Origin of the sequence: Enterobacter sp. MGH 38, assembly GCF_000492855.1 — a bacterium.
Taxonomy (GTDB): Bacteria; Pseudomonadota; Gammaproteobacteria; order Enterobacterales; family Enterobacteriaceae; genus Enterobacter; species Enterobacter hormaechei_C.
Genome location: NZ_KI535607.1, coordinates 1,123,821 through 1,143,611, shown reverse-complemented (window position 1 = coordinate 1,143,611; position 19,791 = coordinate 1,123,821). Strand labels below are relative to the sequence as shown.

At 52.4% G+C, this 19,791-nt stretch carries 14 protein-coding genes, 1 tRNA gene and 3 rRNA genes; 11 read left to right on the top strand and 7 right to left on the bottom strand.

Features of this window, described 5'->3' with window-relative positions; translation table 11 throughout:
• Positions 1-3: 3 nt before the first annotated feature.
• Positions 4-996: a ribose operon transcriptional repressor RbsR gene (gene rbsR, locus L384_RS15505; protein ID WP_003862402.1), complete on the top strand. Its 993-nt coding sequence runs from the start codon at positions 4-6 to the stop codon at positions 994-996.
• Here the strand turns inward: rbsR and mdtD are convergent.
• Together mdtD and L384_RS15515 are read right to left on the bottom strand one after the other, a co-directional pair.
• A complete protein-coding gene (gene mdtD / locus L384_RS15510; protein WP_022652092.1) occupies positions 962-2,395 on the bottom strand; it encodes a multidrug transporter subunit MdtD in 1,434 nt (477 codons plus the stop codon). The genes rbsR and mdtD overlap by 35 nt on opposite strands.
• A complete protein-coding gene (locus tag L384_RS15515; RefSeq protein ID WP_003862405.1) occupies positions 2,392-3,099 on the bottom strand; it encodes a FadR/GntR family transcriptional regulator in 708 nt (235 codons plus the stop codon). Before L384_RS15515 ends, mdtD begins: the two co-directional genes overlap by 4 nt.
• A gap of 455 nt (positions 3,100-3,554) precedes the next feature.
• Between L384_RS15515 and L384_RS15520 the strand changes: the two genes are divergently transcribed.
• The 4 genes from L384_RS15520 to rrf all read left to right on the top strand — a co-directional run bounded on the left by L384_RS15520 (position 3,555) and on the right by rrf (position 8,528).
• Positions 3,555-5,096 (top strand): 16S ribosomal RNA (locus tag L384_RS15520).
• Between the two features lie 84 nt (positions 5,097-5,180).
• Positions 5,181-5,256 (top strand) — tRNA-Glu (locus L384_RS15525).
• 182 nt (positions 5,257-5,438) lie between these two features.
• Positions 5,439-8,343: ribosomal RNA gene (locus L384_RS15530) — 23S ribosomal RNA — on the top strand.
• A 69-nt stretch (positions 8,344-8,412) separates the two neighbouring features.
• Positions 8,413-8,528: ribosomal RNA gene (gene rrf, locus L384_RS15535) — 5S ribosomal RNA — on the top strand.
• Together the 16S, 23S and 5S rRNA genes with 1 tRNA gene alongside form the textbook arrangement of a ribosomal RNA operon.
• 94 nt (positions 8,529-8,622) lie before the next feature.
• Here the strand turns inward: rrf and mobB are convergent.
• Entirely contained in the window at positions 8,623-9,126 is a 504-nt protein-coding gene (mobB, locus tag L384_RS15540) for a molybdopterin-guanine dinucleotide biosynthesis protein MobB (RefSeq protein ID WP_003861899.1), read from the bottom strand.
• Entirely contained in the window at positions 9,123-9,707 is a 585-nt protein-coding gene (gene mobA / locus L384_RS15545) for a molybdenum cofactor guanylyltransferase MobA (protein WP_003861901.1), read from the bottom strand. Before mobA ends, mobB begins: the two co-directional genes overlap by 4 nt.
• A gap of 68 nt (positions 9,708-9,775) precedes the next feature.
• Here mobA and L384_RS15550 point away from each other — a divergent pair, with 68 nt between their 5' ends.
• The 3 genes from L384_RS15550 (at position 9,776) to dsbA (ending at position 11,758) form a co-directional block, all read left to right on the top strand.
• Complete coding sequence (locus L384_RS15550; RefSeq protein ID WP_003861904.1) at positions 9,776-10,045, top strand: YihD family protein; 270 nt, start codon at positions 9,776-9,778, stop codon at positions 10,043-10,045.
• 75 nt (positions 10,046-10,120) lie between these two features.
• A complete protein-coding gene (locus L384_RS15555) occupies positions 10,121-11,107 on the top strand; it encodes a serine/threonine protein kinase (RefSeq protein ID WP_003861905.1) in 987 nt (328 codons plus the stop codon).
• Between the two features lie 27 nt (positions 11,108-11,134).
• A complete protein-coding gene (gene dsbA, locus L384_RS15560; protein WP_003861908.1) occupies positions 11,135-11,758 on the top strand; it encodes a thiol:disulfide interchange protein DsbA in 624 nt (207 codons plus the stop codon).
• Positions 11,759-11,780: 22 nt separating this feature from the next.
• Here the strand turns inward: dsbA and L384_RS15565 are convergent, their stop codons facing one another.
• Positions 11,781-12,689: an acyltransferase gene (locus L384_RS15565; RefSeq protein WP_003861910.1), complete on the bottom strand. Its 909-nt coding sequence runs from the start codon at positions 12,687-12,689 to the stop codon at positions 11,781-11,783.
• Between the two features lie 439 nt (positions 12,690-13,128).
• Here L384_RS15565 and polA point away from each other — a divergent pair, with 439 nt between their 5' ends.
• Entirely contained in the window at positions 13,129-15,921 is a 2,793-nt protein-coding gene (gene polA / locus L384_RS15570) for a DNA polymerase I (protein WP_023323904.1), read from the top strand.
• 312 nt (positions 15,922-16,233) lie between these two features.
• Here polA and yihA read toward each other — a convergent pair whose 3' ends face one another.
• The gene (gene yihA, locus L384_RS15575; RefSeq protein WP_003861913.1) at positions 16,234-16,863 is read right to left on the bottom strand and encodes a ribosome biogenesis GTP-binding protein YihA/YsxC; all 630 of its coding nucleotides are present in this window, start codon (positions 16,861-16,863) and stop codon (positions 16,234-16,236) included.
• Between the two features lie 579 nt (positions 16,864-17,442).
• On the opposite strand from yihA, the gene yihI reads away from it, so the two are divergent.
• Positions 17,443-17,958 carry a Der GTPase-activating protein YihI gene (gene yihI, locus L384_RS15580; RefSeq protein ID WP_014885763.1) on the top strand — a complete coding sequence of 172 codons (516 nt, stop codon included), beginning with the start codon at positions 17,443-17,445 and terminating at the stop codon, positions 17,956-17,958.
• Between the two features lie 188 nt (positions 17,959-18,146).
• The gene (gene hemN / locus L384_RS15585) at positions 18,147-19,520 is read left to right on the top strand and encodes an oxygen-independent coproporphyrinogen III oxidase (RefSeq protein WP_023315061.1); all 1,374 of its coding nucleotides are present in this window, start codon (positions 18,147-18,149) and stop codon (positions 19,518-19,520) included.
• Between the two features lie 51 nt (positions 19,521-19,571).
• Here the strand turns inward: hemN and L384_RS22410 are convergent, their stop codons facing one another.
• Positions 19,572-19,682, bottom strand: coding sequence for a YshB family small membrane protein (locus tag L384_RS22410; protein WP_017382667.1), 111 nt, complete (start codon positions 19,680-19,682; stop codon positions 19,572-19,574).
• Positions 19,683-19,791 lie beyond the last annotated feature (109 nt).

The window sequence follows — 19,791 nt, the reverse complement described above, 5'->3', positions numbered from 1 at the left end:
CGCTTGGCCACAATGAAAGATGTCGCCCGTATGGCGGGCGTTTCTACCTCGACTGTTTCCCACGTTATCAATAACGATCGCTTCGTCAGCGAGGCGATTCGGGAGAAAGTTGACGCTGCAATTAAAGAACTCAACTATGCGCCGTCTGCGCTGGCCCGCAGCCTGAAGCTCAACCAGACGCGCACCATCGGCATGCTGATCACGGCCAGTACCAACCCTTTTTATTCTGAACTGGTGCGCGGCGTGGAGCGCAGCTGCTTCGAGCGCGGCTACAGCCTGGTGCTGTGCAATACCGAAGGCGATGAGCAGCGCATGAACCGTAACCTGGAAACGCTGATGCAAAAACGCGTCGACGGGCTGCTGCTGCTCTGTACCGAAACGCATCAACCTTCGAAAGAGATCATCCAGCGCTACCCTTCTATTCCCACGGTGATGATGGACTGGGCGCCGTTCGACGGCACCAGCGATCTGATCCAGGATAACTCGCTGCTGGGCGGCGATATGGCGACTCAGCATCTGATCGATAAAGGTCATACCCGCATTGCCTGTATTACCGGCCCGCTGGATAAAACCCCGGCGCGCTTGCGTCTGGAAGGCTATCTTTCGGCCATGGAACGTGCGGGGCTTGCCATTCCTGATGGCTATCGCATCACCGGCGATTTCGAATTTAACGGTGGATTTGAAGCAATGCAGAAACTGCTGGCGCAAGAGCCGCGCCCGCAGGCGGTGTTTATCGGTAATGATGCGATGGCATTCGGAGCTTATCAGGCGCTTTATCAGGCGGGATTACGTGTCCCGGACGACATGGCGATCGTCGGTTACGATGATATCGAACTGGCGCGCTACATGACGCCGCCGCTGACCACCATCCATCAGCCGAAAGATGAACTGGGCGAGCTGGCCATCGATGTGTTGATCCACCGCATGGCCCAGCCCACGCTGCAACAGCAACGTTTGCAGCTTACTCCTGTTCTGATGGAACGCGGTTCGGTTTAGCCTTCTCTTTGTGACGCTCTTTAATCAGGTTCCGGCCGTCTTTTGGTTTTAACAACATAAAGACCACCGCCGATACCACGGTAAGCGCGCCCATGGTGATAAAGGTATAGTGGAACTGCTCAACGGTATTAGTACCGTCAAACCCTTCATAAAACCGCAGTACCGCCGCGCTCACGGCAACCCCGAGGCTGATCGACAGCTGTTGAGTGACCGCCAGTACGCTGTTGCCGCTGCTGGCATTCTCGTCGGTGAGGTCCGCAAGGGTGATGGTGTTCATCGACGTAAACTGCGTCGACATGGCCATACCCAGCACAAACAGCGGCAGGATCAGCATCCAGATTGGTAACGCCGCAGATTGCAGAGAGAACTGCGCAATCATCAATCCGATAAAGATCGTCACGCCAACCAGCGTCTTACGATAGCCAAACCAGCGCAGCACCTGCGTGACCGTCGATTTTGCCAGAATCGAGCCCATCGCCGTGGGCGCCATCATGCAGCCAGCAATCAGGGCCGGATAGCCGAAACCGACCTGGAGCATCAGCGGCATCAGGAACGGTACGCAGCCCGTGCCCAGACGTGAGGCAATGTTGCCCGCAATCCCGACGGAGAACGTTCGGGTGTTAAACAGAGATAAAGAGATAAGCGGTGTCGGATGGCGACGCGCATGACGTATATATAGAAGGAACAGCAGAATCCCGCTAAGGATGACGGCCAGCGCCAGCCACGTCGCTACGATTTTCTCGCCAAACAGCTCCATCCCGCTGGAGAACAGGACCAGGCTCAGGCCAAACAGAAAGAAGCCGCCCATATCGAAGCTGCGTCTTGGCGTGGTGAAGTTCGGCATATATTTGCGAGCATAAATCAGCCCTGCCACACCAATCGGAATATTAATCAGGAAGATCCAGTGCCAGCTTGCCCAGGTCACCAGGACGCCGCCGAGAACCGGGCCAAGTATCGGGCCGACCAGCCCCGGCATAGTCACAAAGTTGAGCACCGGGAGCAGTTCGCTGCGCGGATAGGCGCGCAATAACGCCAGACGCGCGACGGGCATCATCATCGCGCCGCCTATCCCCTGTAGAACGCGGAAGATAACCAGTTCCATCAGAGAGGTGGAGAGGGCGCAAGCCAGAGAACCGAGGGTGAACAACGTCACCGCCAGCATGAATACTTTACGCGTGCCGAAACGATCGGCCAGCCAGCCGCTGACCGGAATAAGCATCGCCACCGTCAGGGTGTAGCTGATGATGGCGGATTGCATCGCCAGCGGGGAGCGGTTAAGGCTTTGTGCTATGGCGGGAAGGGCGGTATTGAGGATAGTGGCATCAAGTGCCTGCATAAAGAACGCCATGGCTGCAATCCACGGCAATCCGGCCATACTGCGTGCTTTTTTCTCTGTCATTTATTTACCTGCTGGTGGGTTGGCGCGGCCAGCAACGCCTGGCACGCACTCAGGGCTCGCTGCCCGTCGCTCTCCTGAATGGCATCGACTATCGCCTGATGCAGATCCAGCTTCACCACCTCATCCTGTGTGATAGAGGTAAAGTAAGTGTGGTACACAGAATGGAATAAAGAAGCAAAGGAGGTCAGGAAAGGATTTCCGCTCATATTATAGATATGTTCATGCCAGGCCATATCGACCGCTATCCAGCGCTCGCGGTTAAAGTGCTTTTTCAGATCCACCATCTCTTCCATCAAAGTATTGAGCTGCGCTTTTTGCTCTGCTGTGCCGAGCGTGGCGGCAAGCAGACAGGCCTGAGGTTCAAGACTGCTGCGCATGACCAGAAAGTGATCGACGACCTGATTAAAGTTATCTTCGGTCATCCACCAGGTGAGCAACTCCTGATCGAGAAAGTTCCAGTTTCCCTGAGGCATAACGCGGGTGCCAATGCGCGGGCGTGGAAGCACCATCCCTTTCGCCGTTAATGTTTTTACCGCTTCGCGAACGGCTGTACGGCTAACGCCAAACTGATCTCCCAGCTCCATCTCGCTGGGCAGGATGCTACCTGGAGCATATTTACCCGCTAAGATCAGCTGCGCCAGTTTCTCTGCCAGCACATAGGACAGGTTTTTTTGAGCTGCCAGTTGTTGTGCGCTTAATGGCATCGCTTTTATTCCTTAGATATTGATGCGGCTAATTATGCCATCTCAGGTGTGATTGTGGTTGCAGATACATCAAATAGAACAATTTGTAGCTGGATCTCATCGCTTTTGGTGAAAAAAAACACGGTCAGAAATTTTTTTTAAATTTCCTCTTGTCACTTCAGAAGAACTCCCTATAATGCGCCTCCACTGACACGGAACAACGGCACGCAAGCCGCCGGGTCAGCAGAGAAAAGCAAAACAAACGCTTGACTCTGAAGCGGGAAAGCGTAATATGCACACCCCGCGCCGCAGCGAAAACGAAGCGGCACTGCTCTTTAACAATTTATCAGACAATCTGTGTGGGCACTCAAAGTGACATGGATTCTTAACGTCCTCGGACGATAAATGAATACCAAGTCTCAACGAGTGAACACGTAATTCATTACGAAGTTTAATTCATTGAGCATCAAACTTTTAAATTGAAGAGTTTGATCATGGCTCAGATTGAACGCTGGCGGCAGGCCTAACACATGCAAGTCGAACGGTAACAGGAAGCAGCTTGCTGCTTCGCTGACGAGTGGCGGACGGGTGAGTAATGTCTGGGAAACTGCCTGATGGAGGGGGATAACTACTGGAAACGGTAGCTAATACCGCATAACGTCGCAAGACCAAAGAGGGGGACCTTCGGGCCTCTTGCCATCGGATGTGCCCAGATGGGATTAGCTAGTAGGTGGGGTAACGGCTCACCTAGGCGACGATCCCTAGCTGGTCTGAGAGGATGACCAGCCACACTGGAACTGAGACACGGTCCAGACTCCTACGGGAGGCAGCAGTGGGGAATATTGCACAATGGGCGCAAGCCTGATGCAGCCATGCCGCGTGTATGAAGAAGGCCTTCGGGTTGTAAAGTACTTTCAGCGGGGAGGAAGGCGATAAGGTTAATAACCTTGTCGATTGACGTTACCCGCAGAAGAAGCACCGGCTAACTCCGTGCCAGCAGCCGCGGTAATACGGAGGGTGCAAGCGTTAATCGGAATTACTGGGCGTAAAGCGCACGCAGGCGGTCTGTCAAGTCGGATGTGAAATCCCCGGGCTCAACCTGGGAACTGCATTCGAAACTGGCAGGCTAGAGTCTTGTAGAGGGGGGTAGAATTCCAGGTGTAGCGGTGAAATGCGTAGAGATCTGGAGGAATACCGGTGGCGAAGGCGGCCCCCTGGACAAAGACTGACGCTCAGGTGCGAAAGCGTGGGGAGCAAACAGGATTAGATACCCTGGTAGTCCACGCCGTAAACGATGTCGACTTGGAGGTTGTGCCCTTGAGGCGTGGCTTCCGGAGCTAACGCGTTAAGTCGACCGCCTGGGGAGTACGGCCGCAAGGTTAAAACTCAAATGAATTGACGGGGGCCCGCACAAGCGGTGGAGCATGTGGTTTAATTCGATGCAACGCGAAGAACCTTACCTACTCTTGACATCCAGAGAACTTTCCAGAGATGGATTGGTGCCTTCGGGAACTCTGAGACAGGTGCTGCATGGCTGTCGTCAGCTCGTGTTGTGAAATGTTGGGTTAAGTCCCGCAACGAGCGCAACCCTTATCCTTTGTTGCCAGCGGTTAGGCCGGGAACTCAAAGGAGACTGCCAGTGATAAACTGGAGGAAGGTGGGGATGACGTCAAGTCATCATGGCCCTTACGAGTAGGGCTACACACGTGCTACAATGGCGCATACAAAGAGAAGCGACCTCGCGAGAGCAAGCGGACCTCATAAAGTGCGTCGTAGTCCGGATTGGAGTCTGCAACTCGACTCCATGAAGTCGGAATCGCTAGTAATCGTGGATCAGAATGCCACGGTGAATACGTTCCCGGGCCTTGTACACACCGCCCGTCACACCATGGGAGTGGGTTGCAAAAGAAGTAGGTAGCTTAACCTTCGGGAGGGCGCTTACCACTTTGTGATTCATGACTGGGGTGAAGTCGTAACAAGGTAACCGTAGGGGAACCTGCGGTTGGATCACCTCCTTACCTTAAAGAACCTGCCTTTGTAGTGTCCACACAGATTGTCTGATGAAAAGTAAATAGCAAGGCGTCTTGCGATTGAGACTGTACGTCCCCTTCGTCTAGAGGCCCAGGACACCGCCCTTTCACGGCGGTAACAGGGGTTCGAATCCCCTAGGGGACGCCACTTGCTGGTTCGTGAGTGAAAGTCACCTGCCGTCATATCTCAAAACTGACTTACGAGTCACGTTTGAGATATTTGCTCTTTAATAATCTGGATCAAGCTGAAAATTGAAACGACACACAGCTCATGTGTGTTCGAGTCTCTCAAATTTTCGCAATCGGAAGTGAAACATCTTCGGGTTGTGAGGTTAAGCGACTAAGCGTACACGGTGGATGCCCTGGCAGTCAGAGGCGATGAAGGACGTGCTAATCTGCGAAAAGCGCCGGCGAGGTGATATGAACCTTTGACCCGGCGATGTCCGAATGGGGAAACCCAGTGTGTTTCGACACACTATCGTTAACTGAATACATAGGTTAACGAGGCGAACCGGGGGAACTGAAACATCTAAGTACCCCGAGGAAAAGAAATCAACCGAGATTCCCCCAGTAGCGGCGAGCGAACGGGGAGCAGCCCGGAGTCTGAATCAGCTTGTGTGTTAGTGGAACGGTCTGGAAAGTCCGACGGTACAGGGTGATAGTCCCGTACACGAAAATGCACATGCTGTGAACTCGAAGAGTAGGGCGGGACACGTGGTATCCTGTCTGAATATGGGGGGACCATCCTCCAAGGCTAAATACTCCTGACTGACCGATAGTGAACCAGTACCGTGAGGGAAAGGCGAAAAGAACCCCGGCGAGGGGAGTGAAAAAGAACCTGAAACCGTGTACGTACAAGCAGTGGGAGCACCTTCGGGTGTGACTGCGTACCTTTTGTATAATGGGTCAGCGACTTATATTCTGTAGCAAGGTTAACCGTATAGGGGAGCCGAAGGGAAACCGAGTCTTAACTGGGCGTTAAGTTGCAGGGTATAGACCCGAAACCCGGTGATCTAGCCATGGGCAGGTTGAAGGTTGGGTAACACTAACTGGAGGACCGAACCGACTAATGTTGAAAAATTAGCGGATGACCTGTGGCTGGGGGTGAAAGGCCAATCAAACCGGGAGATAGCTGGTTCTCCCCGAAAGCTATTTAGGTAGCGCCTCGTGAACTCATCTTCGGGGGTAGAGCACTGTTTCGGCTAGGGGGCCATCCCGGCTTACCAACCCGATGCAAACTACGAATACCGAAGAATGTTATCACGGGAGACACACGGCGGGTGCTAACGTCCGTCGTGAAGAGGGAAACAACCCAGACCGCCAGCTAAGGTCCCAAAGTCATGGTTAAGTGGGAAACGATGTGGGAAGGCACAGACAGCCAGGATGTTGGCTTAGAAGCAGCCATCATTTAAAGAAAGCGTAATAGCTCACTGGTCGAGTCGGCCTGCGCGGAAGATGTAACGGGGCTAAACCATGCACCGAAGCTGCGGCAGCGACACTTATGTGTTGTTGGGTAGGGGAGCGTTCTGTAAGCCGTTGAAGGTGTGCTGTGAGGCATGCTGGAGGTATCAGAAGTGCGAATGCTGACATAAGTAACGATAAAGCGGGTGAAAAGCCCGCTCGCCGGAAGACCAAGGGTTCCTGTCCAACGTTAATCGGGGCAGGGTGAGTCGACCCCTAAGGCGAGGCCGAAAGGCGTAGTCGATGGGAAACAGGTTAATATTCCTGTACTTGGTGTTACTGCGAAGGGGGGACGGAGAAGGCTATGTCAGCCGGGCGACGGTTGTCCCGGTTTAAGCATGTAGGCGGAGGTTCCAGGTAAATCCGGTACCTTATTAACGCTGAGGTGTGATGACGAGGCACTACGGTGCTGAAGTGATAAATGCCCTGCTTCCAGGAAAAGCCTCTAAGCATCAGGTAACACGAAATCGTACCCCAAACCGACACAGGTGGTCAGGTAGAGAATACCAAGGCGCTTGAGAGAACTCGGGTGAAGGAACTAGGCAAAATGGTGCCGTAACTTCGGGAGAAGGCACGCTGATAGGTAGGTGAAGTCCCTGCGGACGGAGCTGAAATCAGTCGAAGATACCAGCTGGCTGCAACTGTTTATTAAAAACACAGCACTGTGCAAACACGAAAGTGGACGTATACGGTGTGACGCCTGCCCGGTGCCGGAAGGTTAATTGATGGGGTTAGCGGCAACGCGAAGCTCTTGATCGAAGCCCCGGTAAACGGCGGCCGTAACTATAACGGTCCTAAGGTAGCGAAATTCCTTGTCGGGTAAGTTCCGACCTGCACGAATGGCGTAATGATGGCCAGGCTGTCTCCACCCGAGACTCAGTGAAATTGAACTCGCTGTGAAGATGCAGTGTACCCGCGGCAAGACGGAAAGACCCCGTGAACCTTTACTATAGCTTGACACTGAACACTGGTCCTTGATGTGTAGGATAGGTGGGAGGCTTTGAAGCGTGGACGCCAGTCTGCGTGGAGCCATCCTTGAAATACCACCCTTTAATGGCTGGTGTTCTAACGTAGACCCGTGATCCGGGTTGCGGACAGTGTCTGGTGGGTAGTTTGACTGGGGCGGTCTCCTCCCAAAGAGTAACGGAGGAGCACGAAGGTTGGCTAATCCTGGTCGGACATCAGGAGGTTAGTGCAATGGCATAAGCCAGCTTGACTGCGAGCGTGACGGCGCGAGCAGGTGCGAAAGCAGGTCATAGTGATCCGGTGGTTCTGAATGGAAGGGCCATCGCTCAACGGATAAAAGGTACTCCGGGGATAACAGGCTGATACCGCCCAAGAGTTCATATCGACGGCGGTGTTTGGCACCTCGATGTCGGCTCATCACATCCTGGGGCTGAAGTAGGTCCCAAGGGTATGGCTGTTCGCCATTTAAAGTGGTACGCGAGCTGGGTTTAGAACGTCGTGAGACAGTTCGGTCCCTATCTGCCGTGGGCGCTGGAGAATTGAGGGGGGCTGCTCCTAGTACGAGAGGACCGGAGTGGACGCATCACTGGTGTTCGGGTTGTCATGCCAATGGCACTGCCCGGTAGCTAAATGCGGAAGAGATAAGTGCTGAAAGCATCTAAGCACGAAACTTGCCCCGAGATGAGTTCTCCCTGAGACTTTAAGTCTCCTGAAGGAACGTTGAAGACGACGACGTTGATAGGTCGGGTGTGTAAGCGCAGCGATGCGTTGAGCTAACCGATACTAATGAACCGTGAGGCTTAACCTTACAACGCCGAAGATGTTTTGGCGAAGAGACAGACACGATTTTCAGCCTGATACAGATTAACAGAATTTGCCTGGCGGCTTTAGCGCGGTGGTCCCACCTGACCCCATGCCGAACTCAGAAGTGAAACGCCGTAGCGCCGATGGTAGTGTGGGGTCTCCCCATGTGAGAGTAGGGAACTGCCAGGCATCAAACAAGTGAAGAGGCCATCCGCAAGGATGGCCTTTTTGCGTTTGTTTGCTGAAAAACGGCAGGCCTTAAGAAGCCGTCACCCGGCAGATTTCAGACTGCACACCACGCCGAAATAAACGCTGCAATCCCCTCCACATTATTCAAATCCAGAACCGGTACTTTCAGCGTCAACGCAACGTCACTGGCCACGGCAATCACATGTTCATCCAGCGTTAACTCACTTACGTCATGTCCGGCATCGCTTCTGAATAGCAGGATCTTCGCAACAGCCTCATGCTTAAACCCCTCAACCAGCACCAGATCCAGCGTGGAGTGATCCATCCGGCTGACAAGATAAGCGAGATCCAGCGGTGCTTCATCCGGTGTTTCTGTCATTAACGCCCAGCGCTGGTTACTCGCCACCATCGTTTGTGCAGCGCCAGCCTTACGCAGCTCATAGCTATCTTTCCCCGGTTTATCGACATCCATGTTATGGTGCGTATGCTTAATCAATCCGGGACGAATGCCTTTGGCGCAAAGTGCAGGTATCAGTTTTTTTAGCAGCGAAGTTTTCCCGGTGCCACTCCAGGCTGAGATCGCTAATACGGGTATCATTTTCTCTCCTGCATCATCTGCAAATCTTCCGTCGTGTTTACATTCACAAACGCCGATTTCATGTCGCTGAAATCAACGGAATGCCCTCCGGACTGGCGCATAAATACCATGACGCGTCGCTCTCCTGCGGCCAGGTAATCTTCCAGCGCGGATATTAACGAGCGATTAATCAATGCGATCGTTGGATGGTCGCGTTCACCGTCGTGTACCCAGACGACGGGAGCACCACCGCGCCGCTGCACCAGACGTTCAACCAGACAGGACGGGATGAAGGGCGTATCACATGAACAAAAGAGAAACCACTCTCCGTACGACTGCTGCATAACAGAAAGCATTCCCGCCAGCGGACCGGGGTAGTCCATCAGGTTATCCTGATAAACCGGATACCCGCTGCGCTGATAAATATCAACATGTCGGTTAGCGCTGATCGCCATCGATGACACCTGATCTGCAAGCGTATCAGCAACATGCTGCCATAATGGTGTGTTGTTCAGGAGCTGAAGTCCCTTATCCTTTCCACCCATTCGCGTTGCCCTGCCCCCGGCCAGAACAACCCCGATGATTTCCTGGCATTGATTCACGAATATCGCCTCTTTTATTGTGGGATTGACCCTGCTAACGTGTCTCTCTAAATGAAAGGAGCACTACCATGAAATGTAAACGTCTTAATGAAGTCATTGAGCTTCTCCAGCCGGCCTGGCAAAAAGAGCCAGAGCTGAATCTGATGCAATTTTTACAGAAACTGGCGAAAGAGTCAGGTTTTGATGGCGAACTGGCGGACCTTTCTGACGACATCCTGATCTACCACCTGAAAATGCGTGACTCGGCTAAAGATGCTGTTATTCCTGGCATTCAGAAAGATTATGAAGAGGATTTTAAAACCGCATTACTGCGCGCCCGAGGCGTAATTAAAGAGTAAAAGCTTGTAAGCGGAGCCACCGAAATCGCCACAAGATGATATCCTGAATCATTCGTATAATTTCCGGATGATCGGATGAACGACCAGGCTTTTACTTTCCAGACACTACACCCGGATACCATTATGGATGCGCTGTTCGAGCAGGGTATTCGGGTGGATTCCGGGTTAACCGCTTTAAACAGCTACGAAAACCGTGTCTACCAATTTCAGGACGAAGAGCGCCAGCGCTTTGTCGTAAAGTTTTACCGTCCACAGCGCTGGTCCGCAGAACAAATTCAGGAAGAACATCAGTTTGCCCACGATCTACTGGATGATGATGTTCCCGTTGCGGCACCGATTAAATTCAATAACCAAACGCTGCTGACCCATCAGGGCTTTTACTACGCGGTATTTCCGAGCCTGGGCGGAAGACAGTTTGAGGCAGATAATATCGATCAGATGGAATGGGTTGCCCGCTATCTGGGGCGCATTCATCAGACGGGACGTAAAAAACCGTTTGTTGCCCGTCCGACGATTGGTGTTCAGGAATATCTTATTGAGCCGCGACAGGTATTCGAAACATCGGCGCTGATCCCGAATGCACTAAAGGATAATTTCCTCACGGCGACCGATAAGCTTATTGATGCTGTAAAAGCCTGCTGGCGGGATGATATTACTACTCTGCGCCTGCACGGTGACTGCCACGCCGGGAATATTCTCTGGCGCGATGGGCCGCTATTTGTCGATCTTGATGACGCACGTATGGGACCCGCGGTGCAGGATCTATGGATGCTACTCAACGGTGATAAAGCCGAGCAGCGCATGCAGCTTGAGACCATAATTGAAGCTTATGAAGAATTTATCCCCTTTAATTCAGACGAAATTGCCTTGATAGAGCCTTTACGTGCGATGCGATTTGTTTATTATCTCGCGTGGTTAATCAGGCGTTGGGAAGACCCGGCTTTTCCCCGAAATTTCCCCTGGCTTACCGGGGAGGATTACTGGCGCAACCAGATATCCACATTTACCGAGCAGGTTAAGGTTCTACAGGAACCCCCTTTGCAATTAACGCCGATGTATTAATTGGACACACCCAGGAGAGAGTTGATCATGAAAAAAATTTGGCTGGCGCTGGCTGGTATGATTCTGGCATTTAGCGCAACTGCTGCGCAGTTTACCGACGGCAAGCAGTACATTACGCTAGACAAGCCTGTTGCTGGCGAGCCTCAGGTGCTGGAGTTCTTCTCCTTCTACTGCCCGCACTGCTACGAGTTTGAGCAGGTACTTCATGTTTCTGACAACGTGAAGAAAAAGCTGCCGGAAGGCACCAAAATGACGAAATACCACGTTGAGTTCCTTGGCCCACTGGGCAAAGATCTGACTCAGGCATGGGCGGTCGCGATTGCGCTGGGTGTGGAAGATAAGATCACCGCGCCTATGTTTGAAGCCGTACAGAAAACCCAGACCGTACAAACTACGGCAGATATCCGTAAAGTGTTCGTAGATGCCGGTGTGAAAGGTGAAGACTACGACGCTGCCTGGAACAGTTTTGTGGTGAAATCTCTCGTGGCACAGCAGGAAAAAGCTGCCGCTGACTTCCAGTTGCAGGGCGTGCCGGCGATGTATGTTAACGGCAAATACCAGGTGAATATGCGTGGTATGGACACGACCAGCATGGATATCTTCGTACAACAGTACGCTGATACCGTGAAATACCTGGTTGAGAAAAAGTAACAACCATAAAGAAAAACGCCGGTCACTGACCGGCGTTTTTGTATGAAGATTTAATCTTCGCTATCTGCTCGTCTTTCTCTTTCCAGAGTGTATTAAGCCAAAGCTGGAAACGACGTTTGAAGTTTTTATCGTTGACGTAATCCCCGTGCAGTTCAGTATTGACGGGCACCAGATCAACGCGGACAACGATACGCGTCAGCCTGCCGCTGAGCATGTCGTAGAATGGCGTCCTGTCGTTTTCCGGATAGCAGAGCGTTACGTTCAACAATTTATCGAACTGCTCACCCAGCACGTTGAGCGCCATTGCGATGCCCGCAGCCTTTGGCGGCAACAGGTTCTGATAAGGAGAGCGAGTTTGCTGGCGCTTCTCTTCGGTAAAGCGCGATCCTTCGACGAAGTTAACAATGGTGGTGGGATGCGCGCGAAACTTCTCGCAAGAACGGCGCGTGGTTTCCACGTCCTTACCGCGGCGTTCCGGATGACGAATCAAATAGCTGCGTGAATAGCGTTTCATAAACGGCATATCCAGCGCCCAGCAGGCCAGACCAATGAAAGGCACCCAGGCCAGCTGCTGTTTCAGAAAGTATTTATTCATCGGAATGTGTTTGCGAAACAGTACGCACAATACAACAATGTCGGCCCAGCTGTGGTGATTGCAGATCAGCAGATACCAGTTCTTTTTGTTCAGCTTCTCCAGACCCTGAACGTCCCACTTCAGCCAGGGGTTCAGATGCAGCAGGATCGCCAGGCCTTCACACCAGCAGTACATCATAAAATTACAAAAAGCAGACACCGCGCGCCATACCGGAGGGACAGGCAACAGGAGCTTAATTATTCCGGCAACGATGATTGGCACAGAACAGGCGATAGTAACCAGAATAGTTAAAATGACGCTTAATAATAATGTTATCGCAGCGAGTATTCTCGACATGATGAATTTTTTCAGATAGTTAGCTGTAATTGAGCAGCCGGCTATCCGGTGCTGGGCGCCGATCTTATCAGAAATTCGCTCAGACCAGGGCGCTTTCACACCAGGAGGCCGCGGCTTTTCCTGGCAGGCCTCGAATTTTTCCCTATAGACAAGGTGCTTAAGCCTTATATCCACATAGACTAAATAACCATCAGTGAGGTGTGATCTTAATTGATCTTGTATTAATTGTTTGATTTAAATAGATAAATAAGTTTTCAATATCACTTTTATCAAGCTGTTATTCACCTGTATTAAAAATATGCACAAACTTATCCACAGTTTTGTTTTGCGAGCGATCTTCCCGATCGCAAAATCTTTTTCTGTATAAAGCGCTAAAACCTGATGTTTTCATCCTTCTGTGGCATCCTTTACCCATAAATTCATAACAGGCACGGACATTATGGTTCAGATCCCAGAAAACCCACTTATACTCGTCGATGGCTCTTCTTACCTGTATCGGGCGTATCATGCGTTTCCTCCTCTGACCAACAGCGCAGGGGAACCTACCGGCGCAATGTACGGCGTGCTGAATATGCTGCGCAGCCTGATTCTGCAATACCATCCAACCCATGCGGCCGTGGTGTTTGATGCGAAGGGTAAAACCTTCCGCGATGAATTATTTGAGCACTACAAATCACACCGTCCCCCTATGCCTGACGATCTGCGTGCGCAGATTGAACCGCTGCACGCTATGGTGAAAGCGATGGGGCTGCCACTGCTGGCGGTCTCTGGCGTTGAAGCTGACGACGTAATTGGTACCCTGGCGCGCGAAGCGGAAAAAGCAGGCCGCCCGGTTCTGATCAGTACCGGTGATAAAGACATGGCGCAGCTGGTAACGCCAGGGATTACGCTGATCAACACCATGACAAACACCATTCTTGGCCCGGAAGAAGTGGTCGCCAAATATGGTGTGCCGCCAGAGCTCATTATTGATTTCCTCGCCCTGATGGGCGATTCCTCGGATAACATTCCTGGCGTGCCGGGCGTGGGTGAAAAAACAGCTCAGGCGCTGCTGCAAGGGCTGGGCGGGCTGGATACGCTGTATGCAGAGTCCGATAAAATTGCCGGTCTTACCTTCCGTGGCGCAAAAACCATGGCCGGAAAGCTCGCCGATAACAAAGAGGTGGCTTATCTCTCCTATCAGTTGGCCACCATCAAAACTGACGTAGAGCTGGAGCTTACCTGCGAGCAGCTGGAAGTGCAGGAACCCGCCGCCGACGAACTGCTTGGTCTGTTCAGAAAATACGAATTTAAACGCTGGACCGCGGATGTTGAAGCCGGTAAATGGCTTCAGGCGAAAGGGGCTAAACCTGCGGCGAAGCCGAAAGAGACCATCGTTGTCGATGCCGAAGAGCAGTCAGAAGAAGAGGCGGTAGCGCTCTCCTTCGACAACTATGAAACCATCCTGGAAGAGTCACGGCTCGTCGCCTGGATTGAAAAGCTGAAAAAAGCGCCAGTATTTGCTTTCGATACCGAAACGGACAGCCTCGATAACATTACGGCTAATATGGTGGGCCTGTCATTCGCAACGGAGCCGGGTATTGCCGCCTATGTTCCGGTTGCTCACGACTATCTGGATGCGCCGGAGCAAATCTCCCGCGAGCGCGCCTTAGAACTGCTGAAGCCGATTCTGGAAGACGAGAAAGCGCTGAAGGTCGGGCAAAACCTGAAGTACGACCGCGGTATTCTGCAAAACTACGGCATTGAGCTGCGTGGTATCGCTTTTGACACCATGCTGGAATCTTACATTCTGGACAGCGTGGCGGGCCGCCATGATATGGATTCCTTATCCGATCGTTGGCTGAAACACAAAACCATCACCTTCGAAGAAATTGCCGGTAAGGGCAAAAATCAGCTGACCTTTAACCAGATCGCGCTGGAAGAAGCAGGCCGCTACGCCGCGGAAGACGCTGACGTCACGCTACAGCTGCATCTCAAAATGTGGCCGAAATTGCAGAAGCACGAAGGGCCGCTGAATGTGTTCCGGAACATTGAGATGCCGCTGGTGCCTGTGCTGTCCCGCATTGAGCGCAATGGCGTTAAAATCGACCCAACGGTGCTGCATAACCACTCTGGTGAGCTGGCGCAGCGCCTGACCGAGCTTGAACAGAAGGCGCATGAGCTTGCTGGCGAGGCATTTAACCTGTCGTCACCGAAACAGCTGCAAACCATCCTGTTTGAAAAACAGGGCATCAAGCCGCTGAAGAAAACCCCAGGCGGCGCCCCTTCAACGTCTGAAGAGGTGCTGGAAGAGCTGGCGCTGGACTATCCGCTGCCAAAAGTTATTCTGCAATACCGCGGCCTGGCTAAGCTGAAATCGACCTATACCGACAAACTGCCGTTGATGATCAACCCGAAAACGGGCCGCGTGCACACCTCCTATCACCAGGCTGTGGCGGCGACCGGGCGACTTTCGTCAACCGATCCTAACCTTCAGAACATTCCGGTGCGTAATGAAGAGGGCCGCCGTATTCGCCAGGCTTTCATTGCGCCAGAGGATTATCTGATTGTCTCCGCGGACTACTCGCAAATCGAACTGCGTATTATGGCGCACCTGTCACGCGACAAAGGCCTGCTGACGGCCTTTGCCGAAGGGAAGGACATTCACCGGGCAACCGCTGCCGAAGTGTTTGGGCTGCCGCTGGAGAGCGTGACAAATGAGCAGCGTCGTAGCGCAAAAGCGATCAACTTCGGTCTGATTTACGGCATGAGTGCCTTTGGTCTTTCACGCCAGCTCAATATTCCGCGTAAAGAGTCGCAGAAGTATATGGATCTCTACTTCGAGCGGTATCCGGGCGTGCTGGAATATATGGAACGTACCCGCGCGCAGGCGAAAGAGAAAGGCTACGTTGAAACGCTGGATGGCCGTCGTCTCTACCTTCCGGACATCAAATCCAGCAACGCCGCGCGCCGCGCGGGTGCTGAACGTGCTGCGATTAACGCCCCTATGCAGGGCACTGCGGCGGACATCATTAAACGCGCAATGATCGCCGTCGATGCCTGGTTGGAAAAAGAGAAGCCGCGCGTGAAAATGATCATGCAGGTACACGATGAACTGGTCTTTGAAGTTCATAAAGACGATCTGGAGACGGTCTCTCAGAAGATCCATGAACTGATGGAAAACAGCATGAAGCTGGACGTTCCGTTGCTGGTGGAAGTGGGTAGCGGCGAAAACTGGGATCAGGCTCACTAAGGGTTAACGGAATAACGCGCGTTTTATGTAAGTAAGCAACATAAGTACGCGCGTTTTGTGACGATCATTAGAATTCCCTATGTAAAGAATGAAAAAAAACTACAAAAAGTGCTTTGTCCAGCGATAAAAAAAGAGTAGAGTTAACGACGTAGGGTACAGAGGTAAGATGTTCTATCTTTCAGACCTTTTACTTCACGTAATCGGATTTGGCTGAATATTTTAGCCGCCCCAGTCAGTAATGTCTGGGGCGTTTTTTATTGCGGCAAAGAAAGTTTCAGGCGAAAAAAAGCGCGGTCATCGCCGCGCCTGTTATTACTCTGCTTCCGCTTCTGTCGCCGGTTCCAGATCGTTAAACCAGCTGTCGAGCTTCTGACGCAGTTTATCCACGCCCTGCTTTTTCAGCGAGGAGAACGGTTCAACCTGTACATCACCGTTGAATGCCAGCACCGCTTCACGAACCTTATTCACCTGTGCCTTGCGCGCGCCGCTCGCCAGCTTATCCGCTTTTGTCAGCAGTACCAGCACCGCAATATCGCTTGCCACCGCCCAGTCAATCATCTGCTGGTCGAGATCTTTCAGCGGATGACGAATATCCATCAGCACCACCAGGCCTTTCAGACACATGCGTTTTTCCAGGTATTCACCCAGCGCACGCTGCCATTTGATCTTCATCTCTTCCGGTACCTGCGCGTAACCGTAGCCCGGTAAATCGACCAGGCGTTTGCCTTCAGCCACTTCAAACAGGTTAATCAGTTGTGTACGGCCAGGTGTTTTTGAGGTACGCGCCAGGTTTTTCTGATTGGTCAGCGTATTCAGGGCACTGGATTTTCCCGCATTGGAGCGGCCAGCAAATGCCACTTCAATCCCTGTGTCTGAGGGCAGGTGGCGAATATCGGGCGCACTGGTGACAAAATGCGTCTGTTGGTAGTTCCAGGTAGTCACGTGGTCGTCTCCAAAAATCGTAATCTGCGGGGATTATACCTGAATGCGGGCAAAAGGCTTTTCCCTTCGTCATTGACATGTAAGTGAAAGCCCTGCGAAATGTAAGAGATTTGCCCTTAAGCGTATGAGAAATTTAAGAGAAATCGCAGGGTCTAAAAAACTCAAGATATTAAAATTCAAAGAGTTATTAATGAGTAATTATCTGAAAATCCGGTTTTGTACCTTTTCGTTGCTTGTTAGTTTAAAGGAACAAGGTAAAGTGTGTGCTACGGCGAGGATGCCAACAGGATAACGACTTAAGGATAAGGGTCAGGAGCGCCAGGAGGCGAAGACTCAGGATTGTCAGGACGACCGGCGCCTGGAGGCGTTTTTAACAGGAAACGGAACCGTATCACGGACGGTAGTAGCCAAGGGATAAACAGGGTTTGTTGCAGGCAAACAGGGAATGTCTGACCCGTTAAGGGTTGTGAGTCAGGAAAAAAGGCGACAGATTGCTCTGTCGCCTTTTTTCTTTGCTTGCTTTCTGCTAGATTTCGCCGCAATTCTATACTGAAGAAAACGACTTAAAGATAAAACATCATGAAAAAACCGACCTCCGCTGCGGGCGCGAAACGCCCTGCAAAAGCACGCCGCAAAACGCGCGAAGAACTGAATCAGGAAGCGCGCGATCGCAAACGCGATAAAAAACATCGTGGCCATGCTGCGGGTAGCCGTGCTAACGGTGGCGGTGCCGCAGGCGCTTCTGCAAAAGGCAAACAGCAGAAAGATCCTCGTATCGGCAGTAAAACTCCCATTCCACTGGGCGTGACAGACACCCCGGTCACTAAGCAGCATAAACCAAAGAGCGAGAAACCTATGCTTTCACCGCAGGCTGAGCTGGATTTGCTGGAGAACGATGAGCGCCTGGACGCGCTGCTGGAACGTCTTGAAGAGGGTGAAACCTTGACCGCCGAAGAGCAGTCATGGGTGGATGCCAAACTGGATCGCATCGACGAGCTGATGCAGAAGCTGGGTCTGTCTTACGATGACGAAGACGATGAAGAAGAAGACGAAAAGCAGGAAGATATGATGCGTCTTCTGAAGGGTGGAAACTAACATTTGCACCCGGCAGGTACACTCGTCCTGCTTATAACCCTTCCGGTTATATGTTATCTGGTGTGGTTATTCGTTAAACTACGGCGGTTGTCGCGGCGACAGAAGTGGCTGCGCACCCGAATGATGGCCCGCAACGGGACCAGAACGGGCCGCCGTATACGAACGCGACACCAACGGAAGGAGTGAGCATGTCTGTACCATCTATCGACTGGGATTTGGCCCTGATCCAGAAATATAACTATTCCGGGCCGCGTTATACCTCATACCCCACCGCGCTGGAGTTTTCTGACGCTTTCGGCGAGGCGGATTTTCAGCATGCTGTGGTGCGCTATCCCGAGCGCCCGCTGTCGCTCTACGTCCATATTCCATTCTGCCATAAGCTCTGCTACTTCTGCGGCTGCAATAAAATCGTTACCCGCCAGCAGCACAAAGCCGATCAATACCTCGATGCGCTCGAACAGGAAATTCTGCACCGCGCACCGCTGTTTAAAGGGCGTCACGTTAGCCAGCTTCACTGGGGCGGTGGTACGCCAACCTATCTGAATAAAGCGCAGATCAGCCGCCTGATGGCGCTGCTGCGCGACAATTTCAGTTTTAACGACGACGCCGAAATTTCGATCGAGGTCGATCCACGTGAAATCGAGCTGGATGTGCTGGATCATTTACGCGCTGAAGGCTTCAACCGCCTGAGTATGGGCGTACAGGACTTCAATAAAGAAGTACAGCGCCTGGTAAACCGCGAGCAGGACGAAGCGTTTATCTTTGCCTTACTCAACCATGCGCGTGAAATCGGCTTTACCTCAACGAATATAGACCTGATTTACGGCCTGCCGAAGCAGACGCCGGAGAGCTTCGCCTACACGCTTAAACGCGTGGCTGAGCTTAACCCGGACCGTCTGAGCGTCTTTAATTACGCGCACCTGCCGACGCTGTTCGCCGCTCAGCGCAAAATCAAAGATGCGGATCTGCCTTCCGCCCAGCAGAAGCTGGACATTTTGCAGGAGACCATCGCCTCGCTGACCGAAACCGGCTATCAGTTTATCGGGATGGATCACTTTGCCCGCCCTGACGACGAACTGGCAATTGCCCAGCGCGAAGGTGTTCTCCACCGTAACTTCCAGGGTTACACCACCCAGGGCGATACCGATCTGCTCGGAATGGGCGTCTCCGCCATTAGCATGATTGGCGACTGCTACGCTCAGAACCAGAAAGAGCTGAAGCTGTACTACCAGCAGGTTGATGAAACGGGTAACGCATTGTGGCGCGGCATTGCGTTAACGCGTGACGACTGCATCCGTCGTGATGTGATTAAGGCGCTTATCTGCAACTTCCGTCTCGAATTCCGCGAGGTGGAGTCGCAATGGGATCTGCAATTCAGCGATTACTTTGCCGAAGACCTGAAACTCCTTGCGCCGCTGGCGAAGGACGGGCTGGTGGATGTGTCGGAAAGCGCGGTGGTCGTCACGCCGAAAGGACGTCTGTTGATTCGTAATATCTGCATGTGCTTCGATGCCTATCTACGTCAGAAGGCGCGTTTACAGCAGTTCTCGCGGGTGATTTAAGTTGAAAAGCCGGGTAAGCGAAGCGCCACCCGGCTTTTCATCAACAGCTCGTTAGCTAAACAGCCCAACCAGCGCCGCACACAGCACCGCCGCAACGGCAGTTTGTGGCGTGTGGCTTTCTGCTGCTCCGCTCGAAAGCAAAGTCACTAATGATTCCAGCATGATGCTCCCCCTGTTTCCGGGCACGATCATACAAAACTCATCGGAACAGTAAAGCGCAAAATAACGGCACTTTGCGCTCAATTAGTAACCTTTACACAGCGGAGTAAGA